Genomic DNA, 479 nt, shown 5'->3' on the forward strand with positions numbered 1-479 from the left:
ACCCCAACCGGTTCGACCCCGGGGTACTGGGCGAGCTCCCCGAACACCTCCGAGAGACCATCCAGCGCCGGAACAAGGTGCTGGGCCCTGGCTACACACTCATCTACAAGGAGCCGGTCGAGTTCGTCTCCGGTCACGGGGCCCACCTGATCGACCGTGACGGCAACGACTACCTGGACGCGTACAACAACGTCCCGTGCGTCGGGCACGCCCACCCCCACGTGGCCGAGGCCGTCGCCCGCCAGATGGCGATGGTCAACACCAACACGCGCTACGTCCAGGAAGCCCTGGTCGACTACGCGGAGCGGCTGCTTTCGACGTTCCCCGAGGAGCTGTCCAAGCTGAGCATCGCGTGCAGCGGGTCGGAGGCGAACGACCTGGCGGTACGGGTGGCGCGATTCCACACCGGCGGCGAGGGCATCATCGTCACCCGCTGGGCCTACCACGGCATCACCCGGGAGGTGGCGAGCTTCTCACCG

At 67.6% G+C, this 479-nt stretch carries 1 protein-coding gene; it reads left to right on the forward strand.

Annotation, left to right across the window (positions count from 1 at the left end; translation table 11 throughout):
- A partial coding sequence (locus tag GTY47_RS24045; protein ID WP_010047001.1) for an aminotransferase class III-fold pyridoxal phosphate-dependent enzyme occupies window positions 1-479 on the forward strand: 479 nt, incomplete at both ends.

The sequence above is a fragment of the Streptomyces sp. SID5464 genome (assembly GCF_009862985.1).
GTDB classification, from domain to species: domain Bacteria; phylum Actinomycetota; class Actinomycetes; order Streptomycetales; family Streptomycetaceae; genus Streptomyces; species Streptomyces chartreusis_D.